We start from the raw sequence: 25,139 nt of genomic DNA, 5'->3' as shown, positions 1-25,139 counted from the left end.
TCGGTGGTGTCGCGAGTTCATTGCGTGCTCATTGCGGGCTCATGCCTCGACGAGGTGCCCGTTCTCGAGCCGCAACCGCCGGTCCGCGTGTTCCGCCGCGTGCGCCGAGTGCGTCACCAGCAGGCAGGCCGCGTTCTGCTCGAGCAACTGCTGGCGCAGCAACCGCATGACCTGATCCGCATGCGCGGGATCGAGGTTGCCGGTGGGCTCGTCGGCCAGCACCAGCACGGGCCGGTGCACCAGCGCGCGGGCGATCGCGACGCGCTGCAGCTGTCCGCCGGACAACTGCCGCGGCAGGTGTCGGGCCTGCGCGGCGAGGCCGACCGCGTCGAGCATCTCGGCCACGCGCTTCGCGTCGGGCTTGCCCTGCAGCAGCAAGGGCAGGGCCACGTTGTCGTGGACGTTCAGATGCGGCAGCACGTGGAAGGCCTGGAACACGAAACCCAGCTGCTCGCGGCGCAGCTGCGCCTGGCCGGATTCGTCCAGCGACAGGATGTCGCGCCCCAGCAGCACGACCTGACCCCGGTCCAGCGGCTCCAGCGCGGCCAGGCCGTTCAGCAGCGTGGACTTGCCGCTGCCGGATTCGCCGAGCAGCGCGAGCATTTCCCCGCGCTGCAGCGTCAGAGAGAGGTGCTCGAACAGCGTCTGCGCGCCGTAGCGCTTGGTCAGGCCGGTGGCCGTGAGGAGCGGGACATCCATCGTCGGAACCCTCTTCCAGATCGTCGTGGAGAAGCCGGAGGTCGATCGAGGGATTGTGGCGCCTGTCCCGGCGGGCGCCCGGTCAGATCGTGTCGACGTGTGCGATCAGCCGGTCGAGCGCGTCCGGCGCCTCGGCCGGCACGATGCGGCGCGCCGGCATGCTGCGCAGCCAGGTGATCTGGCGCTTGGCGAGCTGCCGCGTCGCCGCGGTGCCGAGTTCCTGCAGCGCCGCGAGGTCGGGCGCGGCCTCGTTCGCGTCGAGGAGTTCCCACGCCTGGCGGTAGCCGACGCAACGCATCGACGGCAGGCCGAGGTGCAGGTCGCCGCGCGCGCGCAGGCGGCGGACCTCGTCGATGAAGCCCTGTTCCAGCATGAGCGCGAAGCGCTGCCCGAGCCGCGCATGCAGCCAGGCGCGGGCCTCGTCCGAGGGTTCGAGCGAGATCAGCGGCCAGTCGACGCCCTGAGAGCGCTGGCGCTGGTAGAGCGCCGACATCGGCTCGCCGCTGAGCAGGCAGACCTCCAGCGCGCGCTGGATGCGCTGCGCGTCCAGCGGCGCCAGTCGCGCGGCGGTCTCGGGATCGAGCGTGGCCAGCCGCGCGTGCATCGCGGGCCAGCCGTCGCGCGCGGCCTCGGCGTCGAGTTGCGCCCGCAGCGCGGGGTCGGCCTGCGGCAGCTCCGACAGGCCGTCGAAGAGCGCCTTGAAGTACAGCATCGTGCCGCCCACGAGCAGCGGACGCGCGCCGCGCGACTGGATCTCCGGCACGAGTCGCAGGGCGTCGCGGACGAACTGCGCGGCGGAGTAGCTCGCCATCGGCTCGAGGATGTCGATCAGGTGGTGCGGCACGGACGCGAGCTCGTCCGGCGTCGGCTTGGCCGTGCCGATGTCCATGCCGCGGTACACCAGTGCGGAGTCGACGCTGATGATCTCGACCGGCTGGCGGCGCGCGATCGCGAGCGCCGCGGCGGTCTTGCCGCAGCCCGTCGGGCCGGCGATGCAGAGCGGGGTCAGGTCGTGCCACGCCGGGCGGTTGGCGTCGATCACGGCGTCGATCTCGGCGTCGATCACGGTATCGGGGCGGCGGAGGTCGCTCATGCGGGTCGGGGCGAGGGCTGGCCGTGCCGACGGACCAGCGTCCAGGCGCAGGTGGCGGTGCACAGGCCCAGCACCATCATCGTGGCGGCGAGCGGCGTCACGGTGCCGTCGAGGCTGGCGCTGAGCCACGCGCCGACGGCGAAGGCGGCGAGCGCGATCGCGAAGCCCGACAGCGCCGCCGCCGCGCCGGCCTGGCGCGGGAACGGCCCGACCGCGCCGGCCTGACCGCAGGGCTGGAGCACGCCGTGGCCGATCATGATGCCGACGTGCGGGATCATCAGCGCCCACGGCGACGGCGGCAGCACGAAGGCGGCGAGGCCCATGCCCAGCGCGCCCAGCGCGGTGAAGCACGCGCCGCGCGCGACGGTGTCGGCGATGCTCAGCGTGCGCAGCCAGCGGCGGCAGATCAGCGTGCCGGTGACGTAGAGCGCGGCGCCGCCCGCGACGAGCGCGCCGTAGGCGTGGTGGCGCAGGCCCAGGACCTCGATGAACACGAAGCTGGAGCCGGCGAGGAAGGCGTACAGCGTCGCGTAGGCGAGCGCGGTGAGCAGCGCGTAGGCGCGGAAGGTCGGGTTCGAGAGCACGGTCCGCCAGTTGGCGACGAGACCCGAGGGACGCAGCGCGGCGGGGTCGGGACGAGGCAGGCTTTCGGGGACGCGCAGCGCGATCAGCGCCAGCGTCGCGGCGCCGAAGACGGCGGTCGCCAGGATCGCCCAGCGCCAGCCGAGACCGGCCGCGAGCACGCCGCCGATCAGCGGCGAGGCCAGCGCGATGACGCCGAGGCCGGACAGCGCCTTGGCCATCATCCGTGCGCCTTCCTGGGGCTCGAACCAGTCGCGCAGCATCGCCCGCGCGACGACGACCGACGCCGCCAGGCCCAGACCCTGCAGCGCGCGGCAGGCGACGAGGCCCTCGATCGTCGAGGCCAGCGCCGCGCCGATCGCGGCGACGACGTACAGCGACAGCCCGCCCAGCAGCACCGGCCGCCGGCCGAAGCGATCGCCCAGCGGGCCCAGCACCAGTTGGGAGAGTCCGAACGCGAGCATCAGCGCGGACAGCGTCAGCTGCGTCGCGCCCATGCCCGCCTGCAGATCGGCGCGCAGGCCGGGCAGGGCGGGCAGATAGAGGTCGGTTGTGACCGGCTGCAGTCCCAGCAGCATCGCCAGCGCGACGACCTGCAGCGCGGGCGCGGGGCTCGCGCCGCGGTCAGCGGCCGCCGGCGACGGAACGCTCAAAAGCGCTCCCAGGGCGCGAGGTAGCGCCACTGTCCCGGCGGGAGCTGACCCAGCGGGATGCGGCCGATGCGCACGCGCTTCAGGCCCAGCACCTTCAGCCCGACCAGTTCGCACATCCGGCGGATCTGGCGCTTGCGGCCCTCGCGCAGGACGAAGCGCAGCTGGTCCTCGTTGGCCCAGCTCACCTTGGCGGGCTTCAACTGCACGCCGTCCAGTTCCAGACCGTGGATCAGCATCGCGACCGCGCGCGGGTCGAGCGCGTGCTGCGGGGCCTGCTCCGGATCGCCGTTCTCGATGGCGACGCGGACCAGGTACTCCTTCTCGACGTCGGAGTCCTCGCCGATCAGGTGGCGCGCGATGCGACCGTCCTGCGTCAGCACCAGCAGGCCCGTGGAGTCGATGTCCAGGCGTCCCGCCGGCGCGAGGCCGCGGCCGTGGCCCGGCGCCCAGTGGATCTTGGACGGATCCTCGCCCCAATGGGTGTCGGCCTTGACCAGCACCGAGGCAGGCTCGTAGCCGTCCTCGGCCTGGCCGGAGACGTAGCCGATCGGCTTGTTCAGCAGGATGGTCACGCGCTGCGCCTGCTGTTCGCGGGCGGCGGGGTCGACCTCGATCTTCGCGTCGGGGCCGACGCGCTGGCCGAGCGTCGCGAGCTGGCCGTCCACGGTCACCCAGCCGGATTCGATCCATTCATCGGCTTCGCGGCGCGAGGCCAGGCCGAGTTCGCTCATGCGCTTGGACAGGCGCTCACCGGCATCCTGGTCGGCGAGGCGCACCGGCGCGGGCTGGCGCGGCGCGTCCGGCTGACGCGGGCGGTCGGTGCGCTCGGCGCGCTCCTCGCGCTCGGCGCGGGCATGGACGTCGGACGGGTGGCCGGGATCGCGGTCGCCGTAAGGCGCGCGACGCGGGCGGTCGTCGCCGTAGCGGGCGCCCGGACCGGCGCCGGGGCCGTTGCCGTAGCGCGAGCCTTCGTTGCCGCGGCCATAGCGGTCGCCGCCCCGGTCGCCACCGCGATCATCGCGCGGGCGGTCCCCGTAGGAGCGGTTGCCTTGAGGGCGGTCCCCGTAAGGCCGGTCGCCCTGGGGACGGTCGCCAGAGGGACGGTCGCCAGAGGGACGGTCGCCATACGGCCGGTCGCCATACGGCCGATCACCCCGGGGACGGTCGCCTTGAGGCCGGTCGCCATAGGCGCGGTCGCGTTGCGGACGATCACCGTAGGGGCGATCTCCCTGAGGACGGTCGCCATAAGGACGATCCCCTTGCGGACGGTTGCCGTGCGAGCGATCCCCCTGCGGCCGGTCGCCATAGGAACGGTCCCCCTGAGGGCGGTCCCCATACGGGCGGTCGCCTTGCGGACGATCCCCTTGAGGACGGGCGGGACGATCGCCGTAGCGGTCATCCCGGCGGGGACGGTCGCCGTCGAAGCGGGGGCGGTCATCCGAGCGCGGACGGTCGCCGTAGCCTCCGCCTTCGCGCGGTGGCCGGCCGCCGGGACCGCCGCGGCGGTCGTCGCGTCCCTGCGGGCCGCGGGTGTCCTGGCCGCGATCGTCACGGCGCGGGTCACGTCGTTCACGGCCTTCCTCAGCCAGGCGCTTCTGGAACGCCGCCTCGCGTTCGGCGCGGTCGGTCTGGGCTTGTGCCAGCGTCGGGCGCGGCTTGTTGACGCCTTTTCCGCGCAGCGGCGCGCGGCGCGGCCCCTTGTCGTCCGCCGACTTGGCATCGGCCGGTTTGTTCTTGTTGAGTTTGAGCGTGGCCATGTCGGTACTGCTTCGGGGTGAATTGCGGGGATCCGCCGGAAAAAGAGGGGAGCGAGGGAACGGACGACGGGCGGGCGCGTTGAGTCGCCCGGACTCAGCGCCCGCGCAGGAACAGCGCGTCGAGGTCGCGCAGGGTCAGTTGGCGCCAGGTCGGGCGCCCATGGTTGCATTGATCGGCGCGTTCCGTGCGTTCCATGTCGCGCAGCAGCGCATTCATCTCGTCGATCGTGAGCTGGCGATTGGCCCGCACCGCGCCGTGGCAGGCCATCGTGGCGAGGATCTCATGCTGCGCGCGCTCGATCGCATGGCTGGCGTCGAACTGTGCCAGTTCGGCCAGCACGCCGCGCGCGAGTTCGACGACATCGCCGCCGGCCAGCAGCGCCGGGCGTTCGCGCACCGCGAGCACCTTCGCCGACAGCGGGGAGATGTCGAGCCCCAGGCGTCGCAGCGTTTCGGACTGCGCCTCGGCGGTGGCGATCTCGGCCGGCGTCGCGGCGAAGGTCACCGGGATCAGCAGCGGCTGCGAGTCGATGCGGGTCTCGCCGAGCGCGGCCTTCAGGCGTTCGTAGACCACGCGCTCATGGGCCGCATGCATGTCGATGATGATCAGGCCCTGCGCGTTCTCGGCCAGCACGTAGATGCCCTGGATCTGCGCGATCGCGCGGCCCAGCGGCCATTCGCCGGCCTGGCTCGACGGCAGCGGGGCGGCGGGCGCGGCGCCCAGCGCCGACAGCGCGGAAGCCGAGGCCGGCGTGGTCGGCAGGCCGCTTCTGGGGCCGGAAGCGTAGAGCGCCTCGGCCTGTTCCAGCGCGAGCGCCGTCTGCGCGCGGGTCGGGATCGGGGCACGCCAGCCCTCGGGGCCGGCGAACCGGGCGGAGGGCGCGGTGTAGGGGGCCGGCGGCTCGTAGGCGAACTGGCTGGAAGCGGCGTCGCCCGCGGCCTGTCCGTCCATGCCCGATGCGATCGAGGTGCCCGGTGCACCGGCCATGCCGCCCTGTTCCCAGGCCGGCGTGCCGGTCCAGCGCTGGCGGCCCGGCGAGGCGGCGGGCTCGCCGGTCGTGGCGAGCGGCGCCGCGGTCGACTGGCTTTCCTCGCTGCTGCGCGAGAGCGCGAGCGCGGCCACCACGGCGCGGCGCACCTGCTGGTGGATCTCGCGGCCGTCGCGGAAGCGGACCTCGATCTTGGTCGGATGGACGTTGACGTCGACCAGCTCGGGCTGGACGTCGATGAACAGCACGTAGCTCGGCTGGCGGTGGCCGTGCAGGACGTCGTCGAAGGCGGAGCGGATCGCGTGGGCGATCAGCTTGTCGCGCACGTAGCGGCCGTTGACGTAGACGTACTGCATGTCGGCGCGGCTGCGGGCGGCTTCGGGCAGGCCGACGCGACCGTGGATGCGCATCGGGCCGACCTCGGCGAACACCTCGCGGCTCTGCGCGATGAAGTCCTCGTTGAGGACTTCCGCGATCCGCTGCGGCAGCGGGGAGGCGCGCCACTGGTCGACCAGCTTGCCCTCGTGCCAGACGGCGAAGCCGACGTCGGGCCGGGCCAGCGCGTGGCGGCGCAGCGCTTCGAGGCAATGGGCGAGCTCGGTGCTCTCGCTCTTCAGGAACTTGCGGCGGGCGGGCGTGTTGAAGAACAGCTCGCGGACTTCGACGGAAGTGCCTCTGGCGCGGGCGGCGGGGCTGAGCTCACCGGTGCGGGCTTCCAGGCGCCAGGCATGGGCGGCGCCGTCGTAGCGCGAGACCAGGGCCAGTTCGGCGATGGACGAGACGGCGGCGAGGGCTTCGCCGCGGAAGCCCATCGTCGCGACGGCCTCGAGGTCGTTCAGCGTGCCGATCTTGCTGGTGGCGTGGCGCTTGATGGCCAGGGGCAGTTCGCCGTCGGGGATGCCGTGGCCGTCGTCCTCGACGATGAGGCTGCGGATGCCGCCGGCGATCAGCTTGAGCTGGATCTGGCCGGCGCCGGCGTCCAGCGCGTTGTCCACCAGTTCGCGCACGACGGAGGCCGGGCGTTCGACGACCTCGCCGGCGGCGATCTGGGAGATCAGTTCATCGGGGAGTTCGCGGATCGCGCGCCGGCCCGCGGGGGCGGCGGTGTCGAATGCGGCCGCGGCGTTCGCCGTCGGGGCGAGGGTGTCGTCCATGGGGGCGATTGTAGAAGGTGGCGCGGTTCCGGGGCCGATCACTGCCGATCTGAGGGCTTGACTCTGTTCGGTGGACCACACCGCATTTCCGAGTCGGTCAATCTCGCGTTTCGTCACCGGTTGACCGGGAACCGCCCGCCATAATCCGCGCCCATGGACCTGATGCACTTCCTCGTCGACTTCATCCTGCATGTCGACAAGCACCTCGCCGAGTTCGTCACCGCCTACGGCATGTGGGTGTACGCGCTGCTGTTCCTGATCGTGTTCGTCGAGACCGGCCTCGTGGTGATGCCCTTCCTGCCGGGCGACTCGCTGCTGTTCGTCGTCGGCGCGCTGTGCGGGACCGGGATGATGAGCCTGCCGCTGGCGATCGCCGTGCTGCTCGTCGCCGCGATCCTGGGCGACCAGTGCAACTACACGATCGGGCGCTACTTCGGGCCGAAGGTCTTCCAGTGGGAGCAGTCGCGCTTCTTCAACAAGCGCGCCTTCGACGCCGCGCATGAGTTCTACGAGAAGCACGGCGGCGTCACCATCATCCTCGCCCGCTTCATGCCCTTCATCCGCACCTTCGCGCCCTTCGTGGCCGGCGTCGCGGCGATGACCCGCAGCCGCTTCACCGCCTACAACGTCGCCGGCGGCGTCATCTGGGTCGTGGGCCTGACGATGGCGGGCTACCTCTTCGGCAACATCCCGTTCGTGCAGACCCATCTCAGCAAGATCATCTGGGCCATGATCCTGATCCCGGGCCTGATCGCGTTGTACGGTGGATGGCGCGCCTCACGCGCGAAGACCACCACCGCCTGATCGACGCAGACAGCGAGCCGCTAAGACGTCGTACGCCACGAGCGGTTGGGGACGGTGGGGCTTGGGGTTCAGGCGCTTGACGCCTGTGGCCCAATGCCCCAGCGGCCAACGCCCCGGTCGCGGCAGGCAGGCGGCACCTAAAGGGAAAACACCGACCCGCAGAGCGCGCAAACCCCGGGGGTGAGCTTCGTCACGGTGAAATCGCAGGGCTATCCTCGCCCGCTGTTTTCACCGCCGATCACGCTCATGCAACCCAGCATCCTCAGCAAGGCCATCACCCTGGCCCTGAGTCTGACCGCCGTCATCGCGGCAGCCCCGACACAGGCTCAGCAGGCCCAGCCTGCCGTCATCGCATCCGCCGCCGCGACGGCCACGACGACCGCACCGACGCAAGCCGTGACCCTGCTGCTGCGCGAGCCCGCCGTGTCCGCGCGCCATCTGGCCTTCGTCTACGGCGGCGACCTGTGGATCGCCAACCGCGACGGCAGCCAGCCGCGCCGGCTCGCCGGCCACGCGGCCGCCGAGTTCGCGCCGCGCTTCTCGCCGGACGGCCAGTGGATCGCGTTCTCCGCGGGTTACGACGGCAACACCGATGTCTACGTCATCGCCGCCAGCGGCGGCCAGCCCCGTCGCCTGACCTGGCACCCGGCCGCCGACGTGGTGACCGGCTGGAGCCCCGACGGCAAGCGTGTGCTGTTCGCCTCCAACCGCGAGGTGCTGAACAACCGCAGCCGGCAGCTCTTCGAAGTGCCGGTCGACGGCGGCTTCGAGCAGAAGGTGATGGAGGCCGTGGCCTTCGAAGGCACGTGGTCGCCCGACGGCACGCGCCTGGCCTACCGCCCCTACGCGGCCGCGTACGTCGGCCCGAGCGGCTGGCGCCAGAGCCGCGGCGGCACGACGCCGCCGATCTGGATCCTCGATCCCAAGGGCAAGACCTGGGAGCAGATCCCCCACGTCAACGCGACCGACAGCAACCCGATCTGGATGGGCGACGAGGTCGTCTTCATCTCCGACCGCAACGACGGCGCGGCCAACCTGTTCGCGTTCAACACCAGGACCAAGGCGCTGCGCCAGCTGACGAAGGAAACCGTCTGGGACGTCCGCAGCGCCGACGGCCGTGACGGCCGCATCGTCTACGAGGCCGGCGGCCAGCTGAAGGAAGTCGGCATCGACGGCGGCACCGCGCGTTTCCTCAGCATCGCGCTGAACGAGCCGAGCAACGAGGCGCGCGTGCAGTGGAAGGACGCCGCCAAGACGATGACCGGCGCGTCGCTGTCGGCGACCGGCAAGCGCGTCGTGGTGAGCGCGCGCGGCGAGATCTTCTCCGTGCCGGTGAAGGACGGCGTCGTGCGCAACCTGACGCAGACCTCCGGCGTGCGCGAGAAGGACGGCCTGTGGAGCCCCGACGGCCAGCAGGTCGCCTACGTCTCCGACGAGCCCGGCATGCGCCACCAGGTCGTGATCCGCGACCAGCTCGGCGACCAGGCCGCCAACAAGCCCACGCGCAAGCTGCTGCTGCCGGAGACCGGCTACTACACGCTGCTCGCGTGGTCGCCCGACGGCGCGCGGCTGGTGCTGCAGGACAACCACCTGAACCTGTACCAGCTGCCGTTGACCGGCGCGCAGTCGGGCAAGCTGGCGAAGATCGACAGCAGCGAGCGTCGCGCCGGCTTCGACGTCGGCTTCTCGCCCGACGGTCGTTACCTGGCCTACACGGTGGTGGGCAAGAACTTCTTCAGCCAGGTCCGCATCGCCGACTTCCAGACCGGTCAGCAGCACACGGTCACCGACGGCCTGAGCCACGCCAACCTGCCGGCGTTCTCGACCAAGGGCGACGTGCTGTTCTTCGCCGCGTCGATCAACTCGGGCCCGGCCCAGGTGGGCCTGGACATGTCCACGCAGGAGCGCTCGCTGCGCATGGGCCTGTACGCGGCGGTGCTGCGCGCGGACGGCAAGTCGCCGCTCGAGCCCAAGGCCGGTGACGAGGACGGCAAGGACAAGAAGGCGGACGAGGACAAGAAGGACGACAAGTCGGACAAGTCCGAGAAGGGCGAGAAGGCCGACAAGTCGGAGAAGGCCGACAAGGACGCCAAGGAGTCGAAGGACGACGGGAAGTCCGGCAAGAAGGATGACGGCAAGGACGTGAAGCCCAAGGTCAAGCCGGTGCGCATCGACTTCGCCGGCCTGAAGGACCGCATCGTCGGCCTGCCGGTGTCGACCGCGCGCTACGACGACCTGGCCGTCGCGGACGACGGCGCGCTGTTCTACATCGAGCGCAAGCAGCCGGGCGTGTCCATCGACGCCGAGGCCGGCAACGCCGGCAAGGGCGATCTGTACCGCTTCGACTTCGAGGAGAAGAAGGCCAAGCTGGTCAAGCCGCAGATCGAGGGCTACAGCCTGAGCCCCGACGGCAAGAAGATCCTGCTGAGCCCGGGCGGCGGCCGCCTGGAGATCGCCGATGCCAAGGAGAAGATCGATACCAAGAGCATCGACCTGTCGGGCCTGAAGACCCGCGTGGATCCGCGCGCCGAATGGCGTCAGATCTTCGACGAGACCTGGTGGATGGAGAAGGAGTTCTTCTACGACCCCAACCTGCACGGCCTCGACTGGAAGGGCGTGTACCAGCGTTATTCGCCGCTGGTGGCGGGTCTGCAGCGCCGCGAGGACCTCAACGACCTGCTCGTCGAGATGATCGGCGAGCTGCAGGTCGGCCACAACCGCACGGGCGGCGGCGACGTGCACCAGGAGGCGCGTGTCGCGGTGGGCCTGCTGGGCGCGGACTTCAGTGTCGAGAACGGCCGGTACCGCATCAAGACGATCTTCAAGGGCGACCGCTGGGATCCCTACCTGAAGGCGCCGCTGGCGGCACCGGGCCTGGGCGTCAAGGAAGGCGACTACCTGCTGGCGGTCAACGGCCAGCCGGTGGACGGCGCGCACAACCTGTACCAGCAGCTGGAGAACACGGTCGGCAAGCAGGTGCAGCTGACGGTGTCGGCCAACGCGAACGGGCAGGGCGCGCGCCGCGTGACCGTGGAGCCGATCGCGACCGAGGGCCGGCTGCGCCAGTGGGCCTGGATCGACCACAACCGCGAGGAAGTGGATCGCCTGAGCGGCGGCAAGATCGCCTACGTCTACATGCCGGACACGGCGGGTCCGGGCTTCCAGCACTTCAACCGGATGTTCTTCGCGCAGGTGGACAAGCCGGGGCTGATCGTCGATGACCGCCGCAACGGCGGCGGCCAGGCGGCGAACTACGTGACGGAGCTGCTGAACCGCGCCTACCTGGGCAGCTGGAAGGACCGCGACGGCCTGATCTACGACACGCCCGCGGGCGCGATCTACGGTCCCAAGGCGATGCTGATCGACCAGGACGCGGGCTCCGGCGGCGACTTCATGCCCTATGCGTTCAAGCGCACGGGCCTGGGCCCGTTGATCGGCAAGCGGACCTGGGGCGGCCTGATCGGCATCTCGGCGAACCCGAGCCTGATCGACGGCGGCTTCCTCGTGGTGCCGTTCTTCCGCTTCTTCACGCCGGAAGGCGAGTGGCGCATCGAGAACGAAGGCGTCGCGCCGGACATCGATGTCGATCTGGACCCGGTGGCGGTGAACGCGGGACGCGATGTGCAGCTGGAAGCGGGCGTGGCGAGCGTCCTTGAACGCCTCAAGACCTGGAAACCGATCCAGCGCACGACGGCGCCGGCGATGCCGACGCAGGTCGGCAAGTAAGGCATCTCGCCATCACGAAACGGAACGGGGCTGAGGCCCCGTTTTTCATTGGAAGAAGCTTGTTGTCTGCGTCACCACCGCCAGCGCGACCCGGACGAGCACTGCAATCCCGACTGCCGCCCACGCAGACCTGAACGCTCCGCCCGCTACCTTGTGGGCGCGGTGAGATCCGCGCAGCATCAGCCAGGCGGGCAAGCTCAGGACGGCCCAGACCGGGAGATGGGCCAGCAGCTGCGAGAGGGCATCCGGTGGAACCTGCGTCAGGCACCACCACCAGACGGCGGACGCCGCCACGAAGAAGCCGAGCGCCAGATGGCGTGCGCGAGCCGGTGCCGTTCGCAGGTTGAGGAACGCCAGCACGCCCGCCGCGGGCGGCCCGCCGATGAACCCCGCCAGCAGGATCGAGCCGAACCCGAACAGCGGCCGGGGCGCCGCAGGCTGATCCTCGAGCACCGTCACAGCGCGCGGTGTCTCGCCGCCAGCGGCGGGTTCTTCGCGAAGTAGCGCGCGATGCCCGTCGCCAGCGCCTTGACCAGGTCGTCCTGGTAGTCCGGATCGCGCAATCTCGCCTCTTCCTCGGGGTTGGAGATGAAGGCCGTCTCCACCAGGATCGACGGCACGTCCGGCGCCTTCAGCACCGCGAAGCCGGCCTGCTCGACGCTGCCCTTGTGCAGCTTGGCGAGCTTGCCGATCTGACCCAGCACCTCGCCGCCCAGCTTCAGGCTGTCCTTGATCTGCGCCGAGGTGCTCATGTCCAGCATCGCGCGCAGCACGCCCGCGTCCTTCACCGCCTTGGTGTTGACGCCGCCGATCACGTCGGCGGCGTTCTCCTTGTCGGCCATCCAGCGCGCGTTCGTCGAGCTCGCGCCGCTGGTCGACAGCGCGAAGACCGACGCGCCGCGCGCCTTCGGCGTGATGAAGGCGTCCGCGTGGATCGACACGAACAGGTCGGCCTGCACCCGCCGCGCCTTGCGCACGCGCTCGCCCAGCGGGACGAAGAAGTCGGCGTCGCGCGTCATCATCACGCGGATGCGCGGGTTCGCGTTCAGCCGGTCGCGCAGCTTCTTGCCGATCGCCAGCACCACGTCCTTCTCTCTCAGGCCCGTGGGCCCGATGGCGCCCGGATCCTCGCCGCCGTGGCCCGGATCGATCGCGATCACGATCAGCCGGTCCAGCTTGGTCTGGCTCATCTCCGGCGCCACTTCCTTCAGCGGCGGCGCGGGCGGGGGCGGGGTGTCGATCTTCGCGATCGCCGTCGCGCTCGCCGGGCGCGGCGGCGTGGCGGCGGCGCTCGCGGCCTGCTCGGCCGACGAGGCCGCCGACAGCGGCCGGTCGATGCGGCCGATCAGCTCGCCCAGCGCGTCGTTCACCGACTGCGCCGCGGCGGACTCGGCCGCTTCCTTGCCACGCACCAGGTCCAGCAGCGGATCGCGCTCGCGCGTCGGGTACAGGTCCAGCACCAGCCGGTTCTGGTAGGCCGCCACCGGCTCGATCGTGAACACCTGCGGCGCCACCGTCTGCTTCAGGTCCAGCACGATGCGCACCACGCGCGGCTGGTTCTGTCCCACGCGAACGCCCGCGATGAACGGATCGTCCGGCTTGACCTTGCCCAGCAGCTCCTTCAGGCCCGCGTTCAACTCCAGCCCGTCGATGTCGATCACGAGCCGGTCCGGATTCGCCGCCATGAAGCTCTTCGCGGCCAGTTGCCGATCGGATTCGATCGTCACGCGGGTGTAGTCGCTCGCCGGCCAGACCCGCACCGCGACGATGTTGGTGGCGCTCGCGGCCAGCGCCGGCACGGCGGGCAGCACGGAGAAGCTCAGCACCGTCGCGCCCATGCGGCCCAGGGCCTTGCGGCGGCTCCGCGAGGGCAGGTCGGCGCGCGTCGGCGTCGTGTCTGCGGTGGAGGAGGGCAGGCCGGTCATGTCTCCGTTCATGTCTGCGTTCATGTGTGGCGGGCGCTTGCCGTCGGATCAGTGGGACGGTCCGGCCAGTTGCCGGTCCAACTCCACCAGCAAACCCTGACCCCGCACCGTGTGCGCTTCAGCCCGAACGTCGCGGCTGTCGTCGTCGTTGACCGTGAGGAACAGCCGCAGGTCCGGCGTCGGCAGCATGCCGGCGGCCTTCTCGGGCCATTCGCTGAGCTTGAGTCCCGGCGCGGCGAACAGGTCGCGGAAGCCCGCGTCCTCCCACTCGCGCGGATCGCTGAAGCGGTAGAAGTCGAAATGATGGGCGGGCAGGCCGCCCAGGCCCGGCGGGGCGTAGTCTTCGACCACGGCGTAACTCGGGCTCTTGATGCGGCCGGTGACGCCCAGCGCGCGCAGCAGATGACGGACCAGGCTGGTCTTGCCGGCCCCCAGGCCGCCGTCGAGTTCAATGCTCAGGTCCGCGATCTGCGGACAGCGGGCCAACGCCTGTGCGAAACGTTCGCAGGCGGCCTCGTCGGGCCAACGGTACGGGCGGGTTTCTAGAATGCTCAACTGCGATGAATTCCCTGGTCAACACGCCACGGCCCGACGCGTCCTCCGATGACCCGTCGAGCCCCTCCCGAGACCCCGACGCGCTGCGTGCGCTGATGGTCGAGGTCCGCGCCTGGGCGCTTGAGTTCGGATTCTCACAGATTGGGGTGGCCCACGTCGATCTGAGCGACGCGGAAGCCGGTTTGCAGGCCTGGCTCGACGCCGGTTTCCATGGCGAGATGCGGTACATGGCCGCGCACGGCCTCAAGCGCGCTCGACCCGCCGAACTGGTGCCGGGCACGATCAGCATCCTGACCGCCCGCATGGACTATCTGCCCGAGGCCGCCGGCGACGACTGGCAGGACCGCGAATGGGCCGCGATGCGCGACCCGGCGCGCGCGCAGGTCTCGCTCTATGCCCGCGGCCGGGACTATCACAAGGTGCTGCGCCAGCGGCTGCAGCAACTGGCGGACCGTATCCAGGAACGCGTCGGCCCGATGGGGCACCGCGTGTTCACCGATTCCGCGCCGGTGCTGGAGGTCGAGCTCGCCAGCCGCTCCGGCATCGGCTGGCGCGGCAAGCACACGCTGACGTTGCATCGCGACAGCGGGTCGATGTTCTTCCTCGGGGAGATCTACCTGGACCTCGCGCTGCCGACCAGCGAGCCGGTCACCGCGCATTGCGGCCAGTGCCGCGCCTGCCTCGACGCCTGCCCGACGGGGGCGATCATCGCCCCGTACCGCCTCGACGCGCGGCGCTGCATCAGCTACCTGACGATCGAGCAGGACGGTCCCATCCCGATCGAGTTCCGCGAGGCGATCGGCAACCGCATCTACGGCTGCGACGACTGCCAGCTCGCGTGCCCCTGGAACAAGTTTGCGCGCAGGAACCCGCTGCCGGACTTCGAATGGCGCGAGCCGCTGGGAGATGCGTCGCTCCTGGAACTCTTCGGCTGGGACGAGACGACCTTCCTCAAGCGCACCGAAGGCTCCGCGATCCGACGCATCGGCCATGCGCGATGGCAACGCAACATCGCCGTGGCGATGGGGAACGCGCTGAGGCAAGACCTGGCGCCGGATCTGCGCTCGGAGCTGCTGGCGGCGCTGAACGCCGCGTTGACGACCGCGACGCCCGTCGTGGCCGAGCACATCGAGTGGGCGCTGGCGCAGGACGCTATTCCTCGATCGCCTGCCTGAACGCCGCGATGAAGTCCGCGACCGGCTGCGGCGAATGCAGCCCTTGCGGCTGGACGGCGCGGACCTCGACCGGCACCTCCGGCAGCAGCGTGCGGATGTGCAGGTCGCCGCCGCTGGCCTGGGCGGTGAAGGAGTCGATGATGGCCGGCCTGAATCCCTGCTCGGCCATCACCATGGCGATGTGGTGCGTCTGCACCGTGATGCCGGCGCGCGGCGACAGCGCCAGTCGCGCCCACTGATCGGCGAGCACGGCGCCCAGCGGATCGCGCTCGTCGATGCGGATGAACGGCTCCCGCAGCAGATCCTGCAGCGCCACCGTCGTGCGACGGTCCGCACCCGCCTTGCCGCGGGGCGACGCGCAGACCAGCCGCCCGGTGGCGACGAGTTCTTCGGAGAGTGCCGCGTGGGACGGGCGTCCGTACACGATGCCGACATCGCCTTCCTGCAGCAGCATCGCCCGCGCGATGTCGTTCGAATGCAGCGTCCGCACGCTGATCGGCAGATCGCGATAGCGCCGGCGGAAGACCTTCAAGGCGTCGGGCAGGGCCTTCACGGCCAGCGAGGGCACGATCAGGATGCGGAAGCCTTGTCCCTCGCCGGTGCCCAGCGCCGTGGCCATGCGCCGCACCGATTCCAGCTGCGACATCAGCGCCTGCACCTCCGGGTAGAGCGCCTGCGCCTCGCGCGTCGGCATCAGGCGCCGCCGTTGCCGCGTGAACAGCGCGTACCCCAGTTGCAGCTCCGCCAGCTGCAGCGACTGGGTCACCGCCGGTTGGGTGACATGCAGCAGCTTCGAGGCCGCGCTCACGGAGCCCGTCAGCATGACCGCGTGGAAGACCTCGATGTGCTTCAGTCGCATGGATGGACATTGCCGACGGACATAAGGCCAGCTTATACGAAGCGGCGCGATGCCGATGCTCGCAAACGGCGATGGTCACTATCGTTGACCCCATGCAAACTTCACTTCTCCCGACAAAGGAATACGCCATGAAGATGCCCGCTCCCCGTGCCGTTGCCGTGTCCTTCGCCTCGACGGCTCCGATCGCGTCGATCGCCGTCTGCGCCTTGACCGCCATGACCGCGTTCATCGCTGGGCCCGCCGCGGCGCAGCCCTCGGGCACGCTCGAGAAGGTGAAGTCCTCGGGCGTGATCACCGTCGCGTACCGGGATTCCTCGATCCCGTTCTCCTACCTCGGCGCGGACGGGCAGCCGACCGGTTTCGGCTGGGAGATCTGCGGCAAGGTCGTCGAGCAGGTGAAGAAGGCCACCGGCCGCGCCGACCTGAAGGTGGCCACGCAGTCCGTGACCTCGCAGAACCGCATCCCGCTGCTGGACAACGGCACGATCGACATCGAATGCGGCTCCACCACCAACAACAGCGAGCGCGCGAAGCAGGTGGACTTCGCGATCAACTACTTCTACACGGGCACCCGGCTGCTGGTGAAGTCGAGCTCGCCGATCAAGACCTTCGCCGACCTGAAGGGACGCAAGGTCGTGTCGACCACCGGCACGACCAACTATCAGGTGATGCGGCGGATGAACCAGGAGCAGAACCTGGGCTTCGAGATGCTCGGCGCCAAGGACCATGCCGACGCCGCGCTGCTGGTGCAGTCGGGCCGGGCCGACGCGTTCGCGATGGACGACATCCTGCTGTACGGGTTGCGCGCCGGGGCGCTCAATCCGGCCGAGCTCGCGGTGGTCGGCGATCCGGTCCAGGTGGAGCCCTACGCGATCATGGTCCGCAAGGACGATGCCGCGTTCAAGAAGCTGGTCGACGCCACGCTGACGGGCCTGATGAAGAGCGGCGAGTTCGAGGCGCTCTACAAGAAGTGGTTCCAGTCGCCGATCCCGCCCAAGGGCATCACGCTGGGCGCGCCGATGAGCCGCGAGCTGCAGGAGAACCTGCAGGCGCTGTCGGACAAGCCCGCGCGCTGATCACGCACTGATCCCGTCATGACGCACACCACACCGCGACCCGCGCGCGGCGAGGGCGGAGCCTTGCCCGCCGCGCCGGGCATCGTCGGCGTCCTCGGCGGCATGGGTCCGCTGGCGACGGTCGACTTCATGCGCAAGCTGCTGGCCGCCACGCCGGCCGCCACGGACCAGGAGCACATCCCCGTCGTGGTGAGCAGCATCCCGCAGGTCCCCGACCGCACCGCGGCCTTCCGTGGCGAGGGCGAATCGCCGCTCGCCGCGATGATCGTCAGCGGCCGTCGCCTGGCCGCGGCGGGCGCGGGCGTGGTCGTCGTGCCCTGCAACACCGCGCACCTGTGGTTCGACGACCTCGAACAGGCGCTGGGCCTGCCGATGATCCACCTCGTGGACGCGGCGATCGCCGAGGCGCTCGACCTCGTGCCGGAAGGCGGCAAGGTTGGCCTGCTGGCGACCGACGCGACGCTGGCCTCCGGGCTCTATCTGAACCGCAGGCCGCCGCGGGGCAGGGCGGTGCAATGGCTGCTGCCGACCGCGGGCGAGATGCTCGAGCTGATCATGCCGGCCATCGCGGAGGTCAAGGCGGGACAGCTCGCCGCCGCCGCGCCGCGATTGGCCGCGTGCGCGCAGCGCCTGCGCGCACGCGGGGCTCGCGCGCTCGTGCTCGGATGCACGGAGATACCGCTGGTGCTCGATGAGCCGTCGGCCGGATTGCCGGTGATCGACGCGACGGCGGCGCTGGCCCGCAAGACGGTGGCCTGGGCACATCGGAACTCCCGAACCCTTCCTCAGTGTGCGCCAGGGGTTTCCCGCTCCTGTGACGAGGTCTCTACGTAGTTCCGCTAGGCCGGGCCAGCCGGCACATACTTAAGCTGTTCCGATCACGTTACCTATTGTTCAAAAGACGAGGAGCCCAATGAACCGTCGCTCGATCCTCCAACACGGCCTGCTGCTGAGCACGCTGTCGCTGTCCTGCGCCGCGGCGCTGGCCCAGTCCTATCCGACCAAGCCGGTCAAGCTGGTGGTGCCGTTCGCGCCGGGCGGCACGACCGACATCGTGGCCCGCGTCGTCGCGCAGCACATCAACGGGCCGCTGGGCCAGACGATGATCGTCGAGAACAAGGCCGGCGGCGGCGGCATCATCGGCGCCAACGACACCGCCAAGTCCGCGCCCGACGGCTACTCCCTCGGCGTCGCGACCGTGTCCACCACGGCCACCAACCCCGCGATCAATCCCAAGACGCCGTACAACCCGCTGACGGACTTCACGCCCATCATCAACCTCGCGGCCACGCCCAACGTGATCGCCGTGCATCCGTCCTTCCCGGCCAAGGACTACAAGGCCTTCGTCGCCGAACTGAAGAAGAACCCCGGCAAGTACAGCTACTCGACCTCGGGCACCGGCGGCATCGGCCACCTGCAGATGGAGCTGTACAAGAGCCTGACCGGCGTCTTCGTCACGCACATCCCGTACCGCGGCGCGGGCCCCGCGCTGAACGACACCGTCGCCGGCCAGGTGCCGATGATCTTCGACAACCTGCCGTCGGCGCTGCCCTTCATCAAGGACGGCCGCCTGGTCGCGATCGCCGTCGCGGCGCCGCAGCGCCTGGCCGTGCTGCCCAACGTGCCGACCTTCAAGGAGCTCGGCCTCGAGCCCGTGAACCGCATGGCCTACTACGGCATCCTCGGCCCGAAGAACCTGCCCAAGGAAGTCGTGGCCAAGATCAACGAGGCCGCGCGCAAGACCGTCGAGATGCCCGAGGTCAGGAAGCGCATCGAGGAGACCGGCTCGATCGTGATCGGCAATACGCCCGAGCAGTTCACCGAGCAGATCAAGGCCGAGTACGCGGTCTACAAGAAGGTCGTCGAGCAGCAGAAGCTCAAGCTCGACTGATCCGGAAGACCCGCACCGCGTCGACCAGGCCCAGCGCCTGGCCGCGCAGGCTGGACGCCGCGCTGGCGATCTCCTCGACCATCGCGGCGTTCTGCTGTGTGGCGGCGTCCATCTCGCTGACCGCGCTGGACACCTGCGACACGCCCGTCGCCTGCTCGGCGCTGGCGACGCTGATCTCGCCCACGATGCGGTTGACCTGGGCGATGGCCTGAACCACCTCGTTCATCGTGTCGCCCGCGCGGTTCACCAGCCCGGTGCCGGCTTCGACCTGCTCCATGCTGGCCGCGATCAGCGACTTGATCTCCTTGGCCGCGGCCGCCGAGCGGCTCGCCAGCGTGCGCACCTCCGAGGCGACGACCGCGAAGCCGCGGCCCTGCTCGCCGGCGCGCGCCGCCTCGACCGCCGCGTTCAGCGCCAGGATGTTGGTCTGAAAGGCGATGCCGTCGATGGTGCCGATGATGTCGGCGATCTTGCGCGAGCTGTCGTGGATGCCCTGCATGCGCGTGACGACCTCCGCCACGACCTGGCCGCCGCGCTCCGCCACCGAGGACGCCGCCACCGCGAGCTTGTTCGCTTCTCCCGACGACTGGGCCGTGTGCCCGACGGTGCCGCTGAGCTGCTCCATCGTGCTGGCCGCGCGCTGCACGTTGGACGCCGTCTGCTCGGTGCGCTGGCTCAGGTCCTGGTTGCCCGCCGACACCTCGTGGCAGGCGTTCTGGATGTTCTCCGAGGACTCGCGCACCTGCGAGATCGCCGTCTGCAGGCTGGTCCGCATGCGCTCCAGGGCGCCGACCATCGCGCCGATCTCGTCCTTGCCCTGCGGGGGCGCGGCGCAGGTGAGGTCGCCTTCGGCCACGGCCTCGACCAGCCGCACCGCTTCCGACAGCGGCTTGGTCACCGAGCGCGTCAACGCCCACGCGAACAGCGTGCCCGCCACGATCGCCAGCAGGCCCATCACCGTGATGCGGGTCTGCGCGCGCTGCGTCACGTGGTCGACCTCCGCGGCCATCTCGTCCAGCGTCTGCTGCTGGAACTTCAGGTAGCCCGTCATCTTCAGGAGATAGGCCTCGGCCTGCGGACGGAACTGGTCGTTGAGCAGCCGCTCGGTGGCGTCGGTGTCGCCGCTCTTCTTGAGCTCGGCGATCTTGTTGCGCGTCGCGATGTAGGTCTGGCGCGCCTCGGTCAGCTCGGCGACGACTTTCTTCTCGGCGTCGCTCTTGGGCAGCTCGTCCAGCGCCTTGACGATCTCGTTGCCGCGCGCGGTGGAGATCTTCACGTCGCCGGCGAAGTAGTCGGCCAGCGAGGCGTCCGTGCTCTTGGCGATGGCGGTGTAGCGCTTCACGCCGACGATGGTCAGCATGTACCACTCGCTCACCAGGCGCTCCTTCTGCAGCGGCACCGCCATCATGGTGCGGGTGGCGTCGGCGGTCCGGTTCAGTCCCAGCCAGCCGACGGTCATGAGCGCCGCCACCAGCAGCAGCACCACGCCGAAGCCCGTTGCCAGCCGCACCGACAGGCGCATGTCATTCAGTTTCACAGCATCTCCCCAGTCTCGACTTCCGTCATGGCGGAAGCCAGTTGTCATACAACGCCGTGGCCGATGGATCATCGGTGTGCGCTCTTAACGCCGCACCAACAGGTTTGCTGACGCGTGCATGGGAAGGACTGTAGAAGCTAGTTGTCTGACAACGTGCGGGGTGAATCGGCGCGAACGTGCAGTTGTGCCGGGCGATGCGCGATGAAACATCGCCATGTCACCAAAGAACAGGGGCGCACGAAGCGCCCCTTGTCAGCGTGGCCGGATAGCGCCGGATGCGGGCGACAGGTGGTCAAGAGACCGCTGTCGCCACATCCGCCGCACCGCCGGGTGCGGATCAGCCGCCGAACAGCTTGCCCAGTCCCAGCGAGTTGGCCGCGCCGCCCAGCAGGCCGCCGGTCAGGCTGTTGGCGATGCCGCCGATGCCCGACAGCAGGCCGCCGCCGCCTGCGGAACCCGAACCCTTGTTGCCGCCGACGCCGCCCAGCAGGCCCGGAAGCACAGCACTTGCAATTGCACCAATCATCGTTTTTCCTTGAAAACCGCCGCGCGATCGGGAGGTCGCCACGGTGCCGCGGAGCACGACCGGTTCCCCGGCGCGCGGCGGCCTGAAATCAGGTCGCGGCACGAATGCTCTAGTGCGGTGGTCGGACTCAAAGGGTCGACCATCGAATTGCGACTGAGCGCCGACCGCCTGCTGCAAATGAGGGAGTGACTCCTTCATTTGCAATGAATCCGTCCGCGCGGTGCATCGATGGATTTCAAATTATGAAAAGAACTTGCCGGCATGCAAAAAACTGACGTGCTGCAGTGCCGCAAGATTTCTCATCATGGAAGAGCTGTTCTCACGATCCGGTTTCTGTTTTCCAAGTCGTTGATTTCAAAGGATTAAAAAATCAGTCTTATATAAGACATCGCCTCACACGCCGGAGGTCCAGGCGTCTAGATTTGAGCCATCGGTTTTGCAACTTCACTCGAACCAGCAGGAGCTCACCATGACGACCTTGACCCGCGAACAGCAGATTGCCGCCCTCGAGAAGGACTGGGCGGAAAACCCCCGGTGGAAGGGCATCCAGCGCGGCTACTCGGCGGCCGACGTGGTCCGCCTGCGCGGCTCCATCAACATCGAGCACACGCTGGCCAAGCGCGGCGCCGAGAAGCTGTGGAACCTCGTGAACACCGAGCCCTTCATCAACTCGCTGGGCGCGCTGACCGGCAACCAGGCCATGCAGCAGGTCAAGGCCGGCCTGAAGGCGATCTACCTGTCCGGCTGGCAGGTCGCCGGCGACGCCAACAGCAATGGCGAGATGTACCCCGACCAATCGCTGTACTCGGTGGACTCGGTGCCGAAGGTCGTCAAGAAGATCAACGCCACCTTCAAGCGCGCCGACGAGATCCAATGGAGCGAAGGCAAGAGCGACATCGACTACTTCGCCCCCATCGTCGCGGACGCGGAAGCCGGCTTCGGCGGCGTGCTGAACGCCTTCGAGCTGATGAAGGCCATGATCGAGGCGGGCGCTTCGGGCGTGCACTTCGAAGACCAGCTGGCCGCCGCGAAGAAGTGCGGCCACATGGGCGGCAAGGTGCTGGTGCCTTCGCGTGAAGCGGTGGCCAAGCTGGTCGCCGCGCGCCTGGCGGCCGACACGATGGGCGTGCCCACCGTGCTGCTGGCCCGCACCGACGCCGAGGCCGGCGACCTGGTGACCAGCGACATCGACGACAACGACAAGCCCTTCTGCACCGGCGAGCGCACCGTCGAAGGTTTCTTCCGCACCCGCAACGGCCTGGAGCAGGCCATCAGCCGCGGCCTGGCCTACGCGCCGTACGCCGACATGATCTGGTGCGAAACGGGCAAGCCGGACCTGGCCTTCGCCAAAGCCTTCGCCGAAGCCATTCACGCGAAGTTCCCCGGCAAGCTGCTGGCCTACAACTGCTCGCCGAGCTTCAACTGGAAGAAGAACCTGGACGACGCCACGATCGCCAAGTTCCAGCGCGAGCTGGGCGCGATGGGCTACAAGTTCCAGTTCATCACGCTGGCCGGCTTCCACAGCCTGAACTACTCGATGTTCAACCTGGCCTACGGCTATGCGCGCAACAACATGAGCGCCTTCGTCGAGCTGCAGGAGGCGGAATTCGCCGCCGCCGAGAAGGGCTTCACCGCGGTGAAGCACCAGCGCGAAGTGGGCACGGGTTACTTCGACGCGGTCACCACCACGATCGAGGCGCAGGCGTCGACCGCGGCGCTGAAGGGGTCGACGGAGGACGAACAGTTCTTCGACGCGAAGCACGGCTGATCGACGCGCCGAGGCCCCGTCGCGGCGGGGCCCGTGAACCGGAAAGGGCTGCTGGGAAGCAGCCCTTTTTTCGTCGCTCCGATGGCGCCGGTCGTGTCCGGTCCGCCGCTCTAGTTGCTGTTGCCGCTCCTGTCGCGCATGTCGCTCAAGTCGCTCGCATCGCTGGGGGCGTGGGCCCGTGTCGGGCGGCGCGGTCCCGCTTCACGTGCGCCAGGTCGGTCAGGGCCTCGCGGCTGTCAGCGCGTCCGAAGCGGTCCACCGCCTGGAGGTGGCGCGCGAGGATCTCGTTGTGCCGTCGCCGCTGGATGGCCCGGGCCTCGGGATCGGCGGCCAGGTACCGCGCGAAGCGTTCATCGTCAGTCAGCGTCTTCAGCCGGCGCCCGGTCGCGTCATGGAACAGCGCCTGCGTCGCCGGATCCCGGCGGCGTGCCAGATCGCGGGCCGTGGCGAAGAACACCTCCTGCCGGAAAGACTTCAGCGCGGTGATGGCGGCGGTGGCCGGGTGCTGCCGCAGCTCGCCTGCCCACTGTTCCTGAGGCGCGAGTCCGGTCTCCCCGCCGCGGGACTTCGGATCGCTCCGACGGCGCGCCAGCGAGGCCCGGTCCTGGTGACCCTCGAACCGGTCCGCGACCTCCCGCAAGACCTGGCCCAGCGTCCCTTCGCGCAAGCGCGACCCGAGGTTGCCCAGGCGCATCGCCGCTTTCATCGACGCCGGCGCCTGTTCGCCGAGATAGCCGTCCCGATGCGCCTCGTTGATGCCGGCGCCCACGCTGCCGCCCAGCGTGAGGGCGATGCCCGGAACCGCCAGCGCCAGGGCCACCGGCGGGCAGGCGAAGGTCGACACGGAGGCGCCCAGCATCAGTCCCTGGCCCGCGCTCAGCATCGCGTCGCACGCCTGGCTCCTGGCGCTGTCGGCCAGCCGGAACCGCGCATCCCGCGCATACAGCGTCGGAACGCGTTCGGGCAGGTCGGCGGCGATCGCCTGCAAGGCGTCCCGGTCGCGGCGGATCTGGCGGTGCTGCGCGGCATGGACGCGTCCGTTCACGACGCCCGACAGGCCCTGGGCCAACTGGGCGCCCATCATGATGCCGCCAGTCGCCACCCCGAGGGCGTGATGGGCCGCTTCGGCGGCCACCTGGCTGGACACGCTCCCCGCGGCCTGCGCCGCCACCGCCCCGGCGGAGGCCGCCGACTTGCCCATGGAGGCCACCATGCCGGCCGCCATGCCCGGCATGCCGATGCCCGTCAGCAGCCTGACGGTCCGGGTGCGTTTGGCCACCTGCCGCTCGCCTTCGCACTGGCGCAGCAGATGCGATTGATAACTCGTCTCCTCGGTGTCCAGCCGCCAGTGGCGTGCCAGGCGCTCGGCGATGATGTCGGCGGCCCGCTTGTTGAAGGCGTCGCTCAGCACGCCGTTGCCCGGGGTGTGAAGCCGCTTGCTGGTCAGGTTGTGCTTCAGCAGCGAGAGGAGGCCCTTGTCGCGATGCCGTCGACGCGCCTCGAATCGCTCGACGCCCTGCGCGTGCAGGTCGATGAGCGGCTGCAGCGTGGCTTCCGATTCGACGGCGCCGGCGCCGTTGCCGTTGCCGTTGCCGTTGCCGACGCTGTTGCCGTGCCTCAATGCGTCGATCAGCCGCTGCTGCTGGTCCAGGGTGCGCCGCACACTGTCGGGATAGCCCTGCGCGTAGCCCGCGCGCGCCGAGCTGACCGCGCCCACCGCGGCGGCGGCGACCAGCGGGAAGAAGGCGGCCAGCAGCCCCATCTCCGCGTAGGGCGCCTGGGCCCGGGACATCGCCGTCGGAATGCCGCTCGCGATGTCGTCCGGGCCGTCGAGGTTGCGAACGCGCGCCAGCATCCGCAGCAGCGGCAGGAAGCCGGATCCGGAAAAGTCGTCGATCACCTGGGGACGCGACGAGAGAAAGCGGTGACCCAAGGTGACGCTCACCGGATCGTCCGGCGGCAGCGAGGGGCCGCTCGTAACGCCGAGCGGGAACAGGCCAGTCATGGTGTGTCTTCCGAGAGGGACCACACCGTGCGGCAGTGGCCGGTCGCAGTCCCGGTTCATGGATCGGGTGGGTGCAGACCTGGCTCGTTGCGATGGCTGGGTGCGAGGCTGCCGATGAGCAGCCCCGTGCTGGTTGCGGTCAGCGCCTTTGGAGGAAAGTCGAAGGCACGCTGGCGCCCGCGTTCTGCATCAGGCTGGGCGCGACGGCGCCGGCGAGGTCGCCGGCCATCATGCCGGCCCGTGGCCCGGCAACTTTGGAGACGCCCTTCTGGACGAGACCGCCGACAAGCGACGAGACGGCGGGAGCGAGCACGGTGGCGAGGAGGGGAAGAGGCATGGTGATCGACTTTGATGAGAAGGGAGTC

The 25,139-nt window shown here is 69.7% G+C and carries 20 protein-coding genes; 7 read left to right on the top strand and 13 right to left on the bottom strand.

The genetic code is table 11. The annotated features are described in order from the left end of the window. Nucleotides 1–39: 39 nt before the first annotated feature. The 5 genes from AC07PR_RS05385 to mutL form a co-directional block, all read right to left on the bottom strand. Complete coding sequence (locus AC07PR_RS05385; protein ID WP_377155641.1) at nucleotides 40–699, bottom strand: ABC transporter ATP-binding protein; 660 nt, start codon at nucleotides 697–699, stop codon at nucleotides 40–42. 82 nt (nucleotides 700–781) lie between these two features. Further along, the gene (miaA, locus tag AC07PR_RS05380; RefSeq protein WP_495134631.1) at nucleotides 782–1,792 is read right to left on the bottom strand and encodes a tRNA (adenosine(37)-N6)-dimethylallyltransferase MiaA; all 1,011 of its coding nucleotides are present in this window, start codon (nucleotides 1,790–1,792) and stop codon (nucleotides 782–784) included. After that, a complete protein-coding gene (locus AC07PR_RS05375; protein WP_495134630.1) occupies nucleotides 1,789–3,027 on the bottom strand; it encodes a multidrug effflux MFS transporter in 1,239 nt (412 codons plus the stop codon). Before AC07PR_RS05375 ends, miaA begins: the two co-directional genes overlap by 4 nt. Beyond that, nucleotides 3,024–4,784, bottom strand: coding sequence for a pseudouridine synthase (locus AC07PR_RS05370; RefSeq protein WP_495134629.1), 1,761 nt, complete (start codon nucleotides 4,782–4,784; stop codon nucleotides 3,024–3,026). Before AC07PR_RS05370 ends, AC07PR_RS05375 begins: the two co-directional genes overlap by 4 nt. A 94-nt stretch (nucleotides 4,785–4,878) precedes the next feature. Further along, complete coding sequence (gene mutL / locus AC07PR_RS05365) at nucleotides 4,879–6,927, bottom strand: DNA mismatch repair endonuclease MutL (RefSeq protein WP_495134628.1); 2,049 nt, start codon at nucleotides 6,925–6,927, stop codon at nucleotides 4,879–4,881. Between the two features lie 153 nt (nucleotides 6,928–7,080). On the opposite strand from mutL, the gene AC07PR_RS05360 reads away from it, so the two are divergent. Both AC07PR_RS05360 and AC07PR_RS05355 read left to right on the top strand, forming a co-directional pair. Next, on the top strand, nucleotides 7,081–7,731 hold the full coding sequence (locus AC07PR_RS05360; RefSeq protein WP_377155629.1) for a DedA family protein: 651 nt from the start codon (nucleotides 7,081–7,083) through the stop codon (nucleotides 7,729–7,731). A 246-nt stretch (nucleotides 7,732–7,977) separates the two neighbouring features. Then, a complete protein-coding gene (locus tag AC07PR_RS05355) occupies nucleotides 7,978–11,457 on the top strand; it encodes a S41 family peptidase (protein ID WP_495134627.1) in 3,480 nt (1,159 codons plus the stop codon). Between the two features lie 45 nt (nucleotides 11,458–11,502). On the opposite strand, the gene AC07PR_RS05350 is transcribed toward AC07PR_RS05355, so the two are convergent. From AC07PR_RS05350 to tsaE, 3 genes are read right to left on the bottom strand one after another with little or no spacing between them, the layout of a single operon-like run. Further along, the gene (locus AC07PR_RS05350; protein WP_495134626.1) at nucleotides 11,503–11,916 is read right to left on the bottom strand and encodes a hypothetical protein; all 414 of its coding nucleotides are present in this window, start codon (nucleotides 11,914–11,916) and stop codon (nucleotides 11,503–11,505) included. Continuing rightward, complete coding sequence (locus tag AC07PR_RS05345) at nucleotides 11,913–13,394, bottom strand: N-acetylmuramoyl-L-alanine amidase (protein WP_495134625.1); 1,482 nt, start codon at nucleotides 13,392–13,394, stop codon at nucleotides 11,913–11,915. The genes AC07PR_RS05350 and AC07PR_RS05345 overlap by 4 nt, the downstream gene beginning before the upstream one ends. A gap of 36 nt (nucleotides 13,395–13,430) precedes the next feature. Then, nucleotides 13,431–13,937, bottom strand: coding sequence for a tRNA (adenosine(37)-N6)-threonylcarbamoyltransferase complex ATPase subunit type 1 TsaE (tsaE, locus tag AC07PR_RS05340; RefSeq protein WP_495134624.1), 507 nt, complete (start codon nucleotides 13,935–13,937; stop codon nucleotides 13,431–13,433). A 95-nt stretch (nucleotides 13,938–14,032) separates the two neighbouring features. On the opposite strand from tsaE, the gene queG reads away from it, so the two are divergent. Further along, nucleotides 14,033–15,112, top strand: a complete 1,080-nt coding sequence (queG, locus tag AC07PR_RS05335; RefSeq protein ID WP_495134850.1) for a tRNA epoxyqueuosine(34) reductase QueG — start codon at nucleotides 14,033–14,035, stop codon at nucleotides 15,110–15,112. Here queG and AC07PR_RS05330 read toward each other — a convergent pair. Continuing rightward, the gene (locus tag AC07PR_RS05330) at nucleotides 15,090–15,971 is read right to left on the bottom strand and encodes a LysR family transcriptional regulator (protein ID WP_495134623.1); all 882 of its coding nucleotides are present in this window, start codon (nucleotides 15,969–15,971) and stop codon (nucleotides 15,090–15,092) included. The genes queG and AC07PR_RS05330 overlap by 23 nt on opposite strands. Nucleotides 15,972–16,105: 134 nt before the next feature. Between AC07PR_RS05330 and AC07PR_RS05325 the strand changes: the two genes are divergently transcribed. The 3 genes from AC07PR_RS05325 (at nucleotide 16,106) to AC07PR_RS05315 (ending at nucleotide 18,938) form a co-directional block, all read left to right on the top strand. Further along, nucleotides 16,106–17,047, top strand: coding sequence for an amino acid ABC transporter substrate-binding protein (locus AC07PR_RS05325; protein ID WP_483109237.1), 942 nt, complete (start codon nucleotides 16,106–16,108; stop codon nucleotides 17,045–17,047). A gap of 18 nt (nucleotides 17,048–17,065) precedes the next feature. Beyond that, nucleotides 17,066–17,881 (top strand): cysteate racemase, encoded by an 816-nt coding sequence (gene cuyB, locus AC07PR_RS05320; protein WP_495134622.1) that lies wholly within the window; start codon nucleotides 17,066–17,068, stop codon nucleotides 17,879–17,881. A gap of 79 nt (nucleotides 17,882–17,960) precedes the next feature. Beyond that, entirely contained in the window at nucleotides 17,961–18,938 is a 978-nt protein-coding gene (locus AC07PR_RS05315) for a tripartite tricarboxylate transporter substrate binding protein BugE (protein WP_377155601.1), read from the top strand. Here AC07PR_RS05315 and AC07PR_RS05310 read toward each other — a convergent pair. Then, a complete protein-coding gene (locus AC07PR_RS05310; RefSeq protein ID WP_495134621.1) occupies nucleotides 18,925–20,475 on the bottom strand; it encodes a methyl-accepting chemotaxis protein in 1,551 nt (516 codons plus the stop codon). The two genes, AC07PR_RS05315 and AC07PR_RS05310, sit on opposite strands and share 14 nt — an antisense overlap. A gap of 337 nt (nucleotides 20,476–20,812) precedes the next feature. Next, entirely contained in the window at nucleotides 20,813–21,001 is a 189-nt protein-coding gene (locus AC07PR_RS05305; RefSeq protein ID WP_377155599.1) for a hypothetical protein, read from the bottom strand. Between the two features lie 469 nt (nucleotides 21,002–21,470). On the opposite strand from AC07PR_RS05305, the gene aceA reads away from it, so the two are divergent. Continuing rightward, nucleotides 21,471–22,769, top strand: coding sequence for an isocitrate lyase (gene aceA / locus AC07PR_RS05300; RefSeq protein ID WP_483106016.1), 1,299 nt, complete (start codon nucleotides 21,471–21,473; stop codon nucleotides 22,767–22,769). A 145-nt stretch (nucleotides 22,770–22,914) separates the two neighbouring features. Here the strand turns inward: aceA and AC07PR_RS05295 are convergent, their stop codons facing one another. Together AC07PR_RS05295 and AC07PR_RS05290 are read right to left on the bottom strand one after the other, a co-directional pair. Further along, a complete protein-coding gene (locus tag AC07PR_RS05295; RefSeq protein ID WP_495134620.1) occupies nucleotides 22,915–24,774 on the bottom strand; it encodes a hypothetical protein in 1,860 nt (619 codons plus the stop codon). 139 nt (nucleotides 24,775–24,913) lie between these two features. Beyond that, nucleotides 24,914–25,111 carry a hypothetical protein gene (locus AC07PR_RS05290; RefSeq protein WP_377155595.1) on the bottom strand — a complete coding sequence of 66 codons (198 nt, stop codon included), beginning with the start codon at nucleotides 25,109–25,111 and terminating at the stop codon, nucleotides 24,914–24,916. Nucleotides 25,112–25,139: the final 28 nt, after the last annotated feature.

It is taken from the genome of Roseateles sp. GW821-FHT09H11 (assembly GCF_059415845.1).
This window is presented reverse-complemented; position numbering and strand designations above follow the sequence as displayed.